We start from the raw sequence: 8836 nt of genomic DNA, 5'->3' as shown, positions 1-8836 counted from the left end.
CGCCGCCTTCCTTCAGATTCCACCTCGCGGTGGACACCCTTGGCTTGAGCTAATGGCTACTGCTACCTTCACCACTCCGGACTTCCACCGTATAGACAACGCCCATGCCGGGCGCACAAACAAAAAATGCAGTCCGTTGTACGGACTGCATTCTCGGAGAAACAGGATTGGTTTGGGTTATTCGGAAACGTGGGCCTCGTAACTTGAAGCATCCAGCAGGTCATCTAGATCGGCCGAGTTAGACATCTCGACAACAATCATCCATCCCTTACCGTATGGATCACTGTTCACGACTTCCGGACTATCCCCGAGCGCGTCGTTTACCTCAACGACTGTTCCACTGACTGGTGCAAACAAATCAGACACCGTTTTGACAGATTCGACAGTTCCGAACGTCGAATTCACTGTGAGCGTTGACCCCGCTTCGGGAAGTTCCACAAACACAATGTCACCAAGCTCGTCTTGAGCAAAGTCCGTGATGCCGATGTACGCTTTGGTGCCATCGACTCGGACCCACTCGTGTTCTTTAGAATATTTTAAGTCCTGTGGTGTGTTGCTCATTAACAACCCTCCCTAACGTGCGGAAGAACCGCTCATAATGAATGTCGCGGACAACCGCAATCTCGCTACAAAGTGTAGCAAAGTAAACTACCAAGATCCACATCTTGAACCTGCAAATGGCTGAAAGACAGAAACTAGTTCCAACTCGCGGAAATCTGGTCCCTGGCAACCTCTTCAATTTCGTGAACGCGCGCTCTCCCCATCAGGTCCTCCACAGCTGCACGCGGAGGTTTCCCATGAAACAGGACGTCGCTCAAGGCGTTTGCAATCGGCATTTCAACACCGTGACTCGACGCAAGTTGAATGGCAATTCGCGTTGCATTCACACCTTCGACAGCCATTCCGACTTCCGCCAGGGCTTCCTCAAGCGATTTGCCCTGTCCGAGCAGTTTCCCGGTTCGATAATTGCGGCTGTGCAAGCTTGTACAGGTCACAATCAGGTCGCCCACGCCCGATAAGCCGGCAAACGTCAGAACGGATGCACCAAGTTTTAAGCCAATGCGTGCGATCTCGGTCAAACCGCGCGTCATCAGTGCCGCCTTGGCGTTGTCCCCGAACCCAAGCCCGTCGGCAATACCGACCCCGAGCGCGATGATATTCTTGAGAGCTCCCCCGAGTTCAGCCCCCTTGACGTCAGGATTCGTGTACACCCGCAGGACTTTACTCATCAGGAGGTCCTGTATGGCTTCTGCTGTGGCCCGTGTATATGCAGCGGCGACAATTGTCGTGGGGAGTCCTTCTACGACTTCCTCTGCATGACTTGGCCCTGCTATGACACAGAAACGGTCTCTGGCATCAGGATGGTACTCGAGCAACAAGTCGGTCATCGTAGACCCTGTTGTCGGATCAAAACCCTTCACTGCGTGACAGAGGATTGGTGCACCCGACAACAGCGGGCGCGAAAGCTCAACCACCTCGCGCATTGCAGCTGACGGTACAACGTAAATTACGACTTCTGCATCCATCAAGGCAGTTTTCAGATCCGTTGTTGCGCGTAACGAAGCGGGGAGCTTCGCGTTCGGTAAGTACCGAGTATTGATATGCTCTGACTGAATTTGCTGTGTGATGCGCGCATCTCGTGCCCAGATGGTTACCTCACACCTGTTTTCTGCCAAGGCACTTGCCAGAGCAGTTCCCCAACTGCCAGCGCCGAGAACGGCAACTCTCATGTGTTTGTATCCCCCTTAGCAGCAGTGACACTTGCTCTTCTACTTGCTAAACACTCGGTGTTCCTTGCCCCGCATTAGCCGACCGATATTTTTGCGGTGCCGCCAGATGGACAACACTGCAACTGCCACGGCCAACCAGACCTTGCCTGTCCCACTGTGCAAGACAATACCGAGAATTGGCGTGAGAATCGTCAGAACCAAAGCACCAAGTGAAACGTAGCGCGTCAAGGCAATCAAGACGACAGCTACCAAGCCAGCCAACAGCACAGACCGCGGCATCACAACAAGCAGCACCCCGATGGTAGTCGCGATCCCCTTGCCGCCTCGAAATCCGAAAAAGACGGGCCAGTTGTGGCCGACGATGGCTGCGAGACCACTGAGGTATGTGACCCACGGATTTCCGTGACCGAGACCAATGCCGATGCCAACTGCAACAACACCTTTTGCAATGTCGGCCAACAAGACTAGGATTGCGTAACGGGCACCGAGGATGCGCAAGGTATTCGTCGCACCAGCATTTCCGCTGCCGTGCTCCCGGATGTCGATTTTGCCAAACCATCTTCCAACCAGTGTGCTAAATGAGATAGACCCGAGTGCGTACCCTATTATCACGCAAAGAATCAACACAGGTGGTGCTCCCCTTCCAGAACTGGACAGATTTAGCTTGACCGATTTCGGGCCACAATGCGAATCGGTGTCCCCGTCAGTTCAAATGATTTGCGAAGTTGGTTCTCTATGTATCGCTGGTACGAGAAGTGCATCAATTCCGAACGGTTCACAAACAGAACAAAGACCGGCGGTTTCGTACCGACTTGGGTTGCATAGTAGATTCGTAACCGCACCCCTTTGTCAGACGGCGGGGTGACGCTGGTTGTCGCTTCTTCAATCACGGTATTCAGGGTTGATGTTGAGATGCGCATGGCATGATTGTTCGCGACTTCCATTGCGAGCGGGAGGATCTTATGAACGCGCTGACCCGTGATTGCAGACACAAATTGTATGGGTGCCCAACGCATGAACGGAAACTGTTCATGAATTTCCTCAATGAACCGTTGAGACGTCTTGTCGTCTTTTTCGACAGCATCCCACTTGTTGACGACGATTCCGACCGCGCGGCCTGCTTCCACAGCGTATCCGGCAATCTTTTTATCCTGCTCAGCAATGCCGCTCTCACCGTCAAGTACAACAAACACAACATCAGCACGTTCGATGGCTCGCAGGGCACGCAGTACACTGTATTTTTCGATTCGTTCATAGACTTTTCCTCTTCGACGAATTCCGGCTGTATCGATGAGCACAAATCGTTGGCCATCCATCTCAAGCGGGGAGTCTACGGCGTCTCGTGTCGTTCCAGCAACAGGGCTCACCATGACACGCTGATTGCCAAGCAAAGCGTTGACGAGCGACGACTTGCCGACGTTTGGACGGCCTATCAACGCAATTTTGATGACGTCTTCGTCGTATGTATCTTCGTCTGTGCGCGGCAGTTGACGCACAACGGCATCAAGGAGATCCCCTGTTCCGTGACCATGCTCAGAGGAGATGCCAATTGGCTCGTCAAATCCCAGTTCATAAAAATCATACACTGCCGCAAGATGATTTGGGTGGTCTATTTTGTTGACCCCAAGAACAACAGGTTTTCCGGACTTGCGCAACATGCGGGCAACTTCATGGTCCGATGACGTGAGACCACTGCGGCCATCTACCAAAAAGATAATCACCTGTGCCTCGTCGATGGCGAGCTCAGCTTGAACGCGGATGAGGTTCGCAACCTCATCCGCATCGGCCAACTCTATCCCACCGGTATCAATCAGGAGAAAGTTTTGTCCGTTCCAGTCTGCCTGTGCATACAGGCGATCCCGAGTCACACCGGGAATGTCTTCTACAATCGAAATTCGTTCTCCGACGATCCGGTTAAACAATGTCGATTTTCCAACGTTGGCTCGGCCTACGATGGCAACAACCGGTAATGCCATAGTCCTCAGTCCTGTCTTGATGGTGTCTTTCCGCAGGCGGAAAGCTTGTCTGCACCCGCATTGTAACAGCTGACAAGGCACGCGGGTACGTCATCCATGTCAGTTTGCTTGACTTATGTTAGTTGACGGGTAGTCCTCGCGTAAGGTTGCCTCATAGCGTCGACGCGGCGGAAGGGCATGCGTATGCCCGAGCGTTCCGTACAAAAGCCCTGTACCAGAGGCTGGCACGACGGTTACGTTGACGCCAAGCTCACTCTGTACGCGTTCTACGGTGTAGTCGTCGAGAAACACGTCCGCGTCGTCTTTGAGCATGATATCAGGAAGCAGCACGGTGTCATAACCGTCCAGTTTCCCCGCCATCTGCGCAACAATGTCGCGGCCGGTGAGCAAACCCGTAACAGTCACATGATGCCCGTAAAAGTCGTTGACGATTGGAAATACACCGTATTTCAAGCCATCGAACTCCTTCAGGCGTTGCAAAGAGTGTCGAATCGTCCTCTCTGCCGATGTCCCCGTTACAACAGCAACGCGCCTTCTCTGACCGGAGACAAAGCGAGGCACGCGCAACCAAGAGTCTTCCAGTTCATCCAGGAAAGTGCGAATCACACCTACACCATTTTCCGTTTGAGCAAAATCGTCGTAATGATCCCCAGGCGGAACGTCTCTGCTCGCAAGGACGTAAAACTCATCGGCTGCGTGGACAAACGAAGCTCCAATTTGCTGACGGAAAACAGCCTGCCAGTGTGCAACCTGTTCGATGACACGTTGCGCTTCTTCTTCCGTGCAAGAACGGAGAGAGTGCAGTCCACGTCGATGTTTCGTGAGTCCGACCGGGACAACGGACAGTGTACGCACGGCAGGGTAGTATTTCACTAAGTCTTGAATGGTTCTGTCCAGCTCCGCCCCGTCATTCCACTCCGGGCATAGCACAATCTGAGTGTTCATCTCGATGCCGCCGGCAGAGAGCAACTCAATCTGGCGAAGGATTTCACCGGAACGTTTATTCGCCAGCATTCGAACACGTAACTCCGGGTTTGTTGTATGCACAGAGATGTTGAGCGGAGACATTTTTAGGTCGACGATCCGCTGCAACTCGTCGTCCTTGACGTTCGTCAAAGTGACAAAGTTTCCGTGCAGGAATGAGAGTCGATAATCGTCATCGCGGACGTTCAGCGTCTGGCGCATGTTTTGTGGAATCTGATCAACAAAACAAAACACACACTTATTATGGCAGAGTTTTACCCTATCTACGGTAGGATTCTCCCAATCGACCCCTAAACCTTCATCGTAACCTTTTTCAACTTCGAGCACCCACTGCTCTCCGTCTGCTTTCTTGATTTCGAGTTCAAGCTCTTCAGTCGCAAGGGCGAACTGCAGGTCGACAATATCACGGATGGCAACACCATTTATGGACAAAAGTTCGTCTCCAGATTGCAACTCCAATTCTTCAGCAAGTGAACCTGGATGTACTTGAGCGATTTTTGGCAATTCGAAGCACTCCCACCTAAAAACTTGTCAATTTCTCATTATGCTTGATTGAACGAATTCCGTCAAATAGAAGCGATTCGACGAGCATGGCCGGGTTTTCTGAGTACGACAAACGGTCTCGCAATCCGTGTTGTCTATGGATGTCTGGCCGTTCTCGCGACAAAAAGGAGTTGTAACAGGTTGACAAGAGTCACAAACAAGACTGACAGCCAATACTCGCAAAATAGAGCACGAGCAATTGACTCGAATGTTGTTCCAGGAACAGCCAGTGAAAAGACGCACTGTGTGACTGTGGACAGCAAGAAAAGCGCGTTAATGGACAGAAAACGGTCAACGCGGTTTAAATCTAACACGACTGCAACTGACAGCACCAAAGCGAGCCAGACTTCAGTCGAGACATGAAACCACTCGACGTGTCCGGCTGTACGGCCCACCCTCCATTGTACAACCATGAAGAGGACGCCGAGACCTACAATATTTGGGTACGTCCGACTCCAGCGTGGCGAGGGTGCCATATACAAGTAAAGGCCTGTCACTGCGAACAAAGCAAATCCAAACAAGGAGACTGTTGGAGATATGAAATGAATCAGCATGGTTAGAGTGCTGCAAGAGAATGCGAACCAGATCCAGCGGCATGAGACAGCTGTGATGTGTTCTCGAGTCTCTCGCGTCAGCAAAAGCATGAGAAGGATAAGGATGAATGTGGTTCGAAAGGGGAGTAGTAAAGCGTCTGTTGTCAATTAGCAACACCTTCCTGCGCACTGCGGGAAGTTTTCCCGGGGACGTATATTCTATGCGTCACCTCGATGTGCATCAGCATCAAAAAAGCTGCACAAGTGTCCTTGTGCAGCTTGACCCGATGTCATATTGTCTGTTGCGATGATTATTGCTTCTTGAACAGATCGCGGAAGAGGTCGCCAATCGTGGCGCCTGTCCCACTGTCATCCTGCGGCGCACTCTGGTAGCGTTGCTGTTGTTGTTGCGGTTCACGGCGTGCTGGGCGCTCTTCCGAGGCGTCTTTAATAGACAACGAGATGCGTTGCCGTTCTGGGTCAATGGAGAGAATTTTCACCTTGACCTCCTGGCCCTCCTCAAGCACATCTGAAGCTTGTGCAACATGCTGATGTGCGATCTGAGAGATATGAACCAGACCTTCCAGACCAGGCTTCAACTCTACGAAAGCACCGAAGTCTACGATACGTCGTACAATACCTGTAACCACGCTGCCTGGTGTAAACTCCTGTACGCCTTGTTCCCATGGGCTCGGCATTGCTTCACGAACGGAGAGGGAAACGCGGCCTGCATCCGGATCAACCTTGAGGATCTTCACTTTGACCGTGTCCCCAGGCTTCACAACGTCTTCCGGGTGGTCGACGTGGTGCCATGCCAGTTCAGAAATATGAACCAACCCGTCCACACCGCCAACATCGACGAATGCACCGAAATTGGTCAGGCGTTGAACAGTACCTGTCACAACTGAACCGACCGGGAGAGAATGCAGTGTCTGGGATACGCCTTGCTCGTATTCGTCATCGAGGACAGCCTTGCGAGAGAGAATGAGTTTGTTGTTTTCAGCGTCGAGTTCAACGACCTTGACGCGAATGCTCTGACCTTTAAATTCTTCAAGGTTCTCGACAAACTTGCGATCAACGAGGGAGGCAGGGATAAATCCTCGAACGCCTACATCCGTAACGAGTCCGCCCTTTACGACATCCTGAACGGTCACTTCAAATGTATCGCCGTTTTCAAACTTATCCTGAAGCTCCGACCAAGCACCTTGTGCCGCTGCTTCACGCTTAGACAGCACAACAACTTGGTCTTCGTTATCAATCTTCACAACTCTGGTTGTTACTTCGTCGCCGACTGCACAGACCTCAGACGGGTGGTCAATGCGAAGTGCTGAGAGTTCCCGGATAGGAATAATCCCCTGAAATGCATATCCGATGTCAACAACAACCTTCTTGTCGTCGACTTCGGTCACACGTCCAGTTACAACGTCACCGGGGTTAAGCGTCGTTTCAGTTACGGCTTCGCGAATTTCCTCTGACATACAATGCCCTCCTATCACACACCATCATTTTTATCACTACCTTGAAGTCTCACATCACCAAACGGTAACGCGAACCGGAAGCTTGCTGCCGGTAATTCACCCAAGGTTTGAAACGCTATGCAACGCTTGAATCTGTGTCATCAGTTTGTCCAATAACGACTCATTTGTGTCGTCATGAGAAGGAATAATGGCTTCCCCAAACCGGACCGTGACCGAGCGTCGAAAACCATATGTACCGACAATCGCACAGGGTACAACTGGGCACATCGACCGACGCGCCACCAACGCGATACCAGGTAAGCCTTTGCCGACTTTACAATCTCGCGAACGGTGTCCTTCCGGAAAGATGACGAGACAGCCCCCCCGTTTTGGCACTTCGAGAGCCCTCTTTAATGCAGCCTTGTCATTTGCGCCGCGGCGAACAGGAAAAGCTCCTAGATACCGTATCACGCCGGACACGAGCGGGATGTGAAACAACTCGTCCTTTGCCATGAATTCCACAAATCTCGGAACGCAAGCACCGATCACAAACGGATCAAGAATGTTGATGTGATTGCTTGCGATGAGAAACGGTCCCTCCACAGGCAAATTGCTTCTGCCATGCGCCCGCAGGCGGAACATGCCATGAAGAAGGCCCACCGCAACAGCTCGCATTACTTTGTACAACGGTGATTGGTATCTGCGGCCAATGTCACTCATTTTGCGCACTCCCGAACCCAGTTGAGAATTTGCGCAACCACCTCGTCTATCGACTTTCCGGTGGAGTCAAGGATGTGAGCATCCATAGCTGGACGCAGTGGTGCGATATCACGAGACGAATCACGTTCGTCACGCTCGGCCATTGAGTCTCGAATCTCAGATTCTTCAACCGTGTGGCCTTTCAGTGCAAATTCCTCAGCACGCCTCCGCGCTCGTTCGTTCAGGCTTGCAGTTAAGAAGACTTTCACGTCTGCATCCGGCATTACTACTGTCCCAATATCGCGTCCATCCATAACAACGCCTGTATTCTTTCGCAAATCTCGTTGGATGGATGTAAGCCGCTCACGTACTCGTGGGTGTACGGACAGGGGTGAAACTATCGCAGATACATCGGGAGACCGGAGCTCTGGGGTGATATCACGACCCTGAAAAAACACAGCCAAGGTGCCTTCAGTCGCATCGCGTCGAAATTCCACAGGATATTCGTCGAGCAGTCGTACAAGTCCGTTTTCATCCGTGGCTTTCACTCCAAATCGGACAGCCAACCACGCGACTGTTCTGTACATTGCTCCTGTATCGACGTATAACAGGCCCAACCGCTTGGCAACTGCGCGTGCAACGGTACTCTTGCCAGCTCCTGCTGGACCATCAACTGCGATACTGATGTGTTCCTCCACAGACGTTCCCCCACAACACCGGATAAAAAACGAAAAGCAGGCCGACAGAGCCCGCTTTCAAAACCATGACGTCTCCTGCGCGATTCACCCGAATGATTTACGAGTGCAAGCCAACAAAAGAAAGCAGCGGTCTGCGTAGCAAATTTCAATTTTTATGATAGCACAGCCCCTCCCCCATCGCAACCAAAGCAGACCGTCGTTCACCCCGGCTCAGAA

9 protein-coding genes are annotated in these 8836 nt (G+C 51.9%); all 9 read right to left on the bottom strand.

Annotation, left to right across the window (positions count from 1 at the left end; translation table 11 throughout):
- Positions 1 to 177: 177 nt before the first annotated feature.
- The 9 genes from gcvH to cmk all read right to left on the bottom strand — a co-directional run bounded on the left by gcvH (position 178) and on the right by cmk (position 8620).
- Positions 178 to 561: a glycine cleavage system protein GcvH gene (gcvH, locus tag AN477_RS12225; RefSeq protein ID WP_054969435.1), complete on the bottom strand. Its 384-nt coding sequence runs from the start codon at positions 559 to 561 to the stop codon at positions 178 to 180.
- Between the two features lie 134 nt (positions 562 to 695).
- The gene (locus AN477_RS12220) at positions 696 to 1730 is read right to left on the bottom strand and encodes an NAD(P)H-dependent glycerol-3-phosphate dehydrogenase (RefSeq protein WP_054969434.1); all 1035 of its coding nucleotides are present in this window, start codon (positions 1728 to 1730) and stop codon (positions 696 to 698) included.
- A 39-nt stretch (positions 1731 to 1769) separates the two neighbouring features.
- Positions 1770 to 2357, bottom strand: coding sequence for a glycerol-3-phosphate 1-O-acyltransferase PlsY (gene plsY / locus AN477_RS12215; protein ID WP_054969433.1), 588 nt, complete (start codon positions 2355 to 2357; stop codon positions 1770 to 1772).
- A 32-nt stretch (positions 2358 to 2389) separates the two neighbouring features.
- The gene (der, locus tag AN477_RS12210; RefSeq protein WP_054969432.1) at positions 2390 to 3706 is read right to left on the bottom strand and encodes a ribosome biogenesis GTPase Der; all 1317 of its coding nucleotides are present in this window, start codon (positions 3704 to 3706) and stop codon (positions 2390 to 2392) included.
- 99 nt (positions 3707 to 3805) lie between these two features.
- On the bottom strand, positions 3806 to 5194 hold the full coding sequence (locus AN477_RS12205) for a DUF512 domain-containing protein (protein WP_054969431.1): 1389 nt from the start codon (positions 5192 to 5194) through the stop codon (positions 3806 to 3808).
- Between the two features lie 134 nt (positions 5195 to 5328).
- Positions 5329 to 5646: a hypothetical protein gene (locus tag AN477_RS24515; protein WP_157061939.1), complete on the bottom strand. Its 318-nt coding sequence runs from the start codon at positions 5644 to 5646 to the stop codon at positions 5329 to 5331.
- A 431-nt stretch (positions 5647 to 6077) separates the two neighbouring features.
- Entirely contained in the window at positions 6078 to 7244 is a 1167-nt protein-coding gene (rpsA, locus tag AN477_RS12195) for a 30S ribosomal protein S1 (RefSeq protein WP_054969429.1), read from the bottom strand.
- Positions 7245 to 7340: 96 nt separating this feature from the next.
- Positions 7341 to 7943 (bottom strand): lysophospholipid acyltransferase family protein, encoded by a 603-nt coding sequence (locus tag AN477_RS12190; RefSeq protein ID WP_054969428.1) that lies wholly within the window; start codon positions 7941 to 7943, stop codon positions 7341 to 7343.
- Positions 7940 to 8620, bottom strand: coding sequence for a (d)CMP kinase (cmk, locus tag AN477_RS12185; protein ID WP_054969427.1), 681 nt, complete (start codon positions 8618 to 8620; stop codon positions 7940 to 7942). Before cmk ends, AN477_RS12190 begins: the two co-directional genes overlap by 4 nt.
- Between the last annotated feature and the right edge of the window lie 216 nt (positions 8621 to 8836).

Origin of the sequence: Paenalicyclobacillus ferrooxydans (genome assembly GCF_001399675.1) — a bacterium.
Lineage (GTDB): Bacteria > Bacillota > Bacilli > Alicyclobacillales > Alicyclobacillaceae > Alicyclobacillus_B > Alicyclobacillus_B ferrooxydans.
The sequence above is the reverse complement of the archived record's forward strand: the minus strand, read 5'-3'. Positions and strand labels throughout refer to the sequence as shown.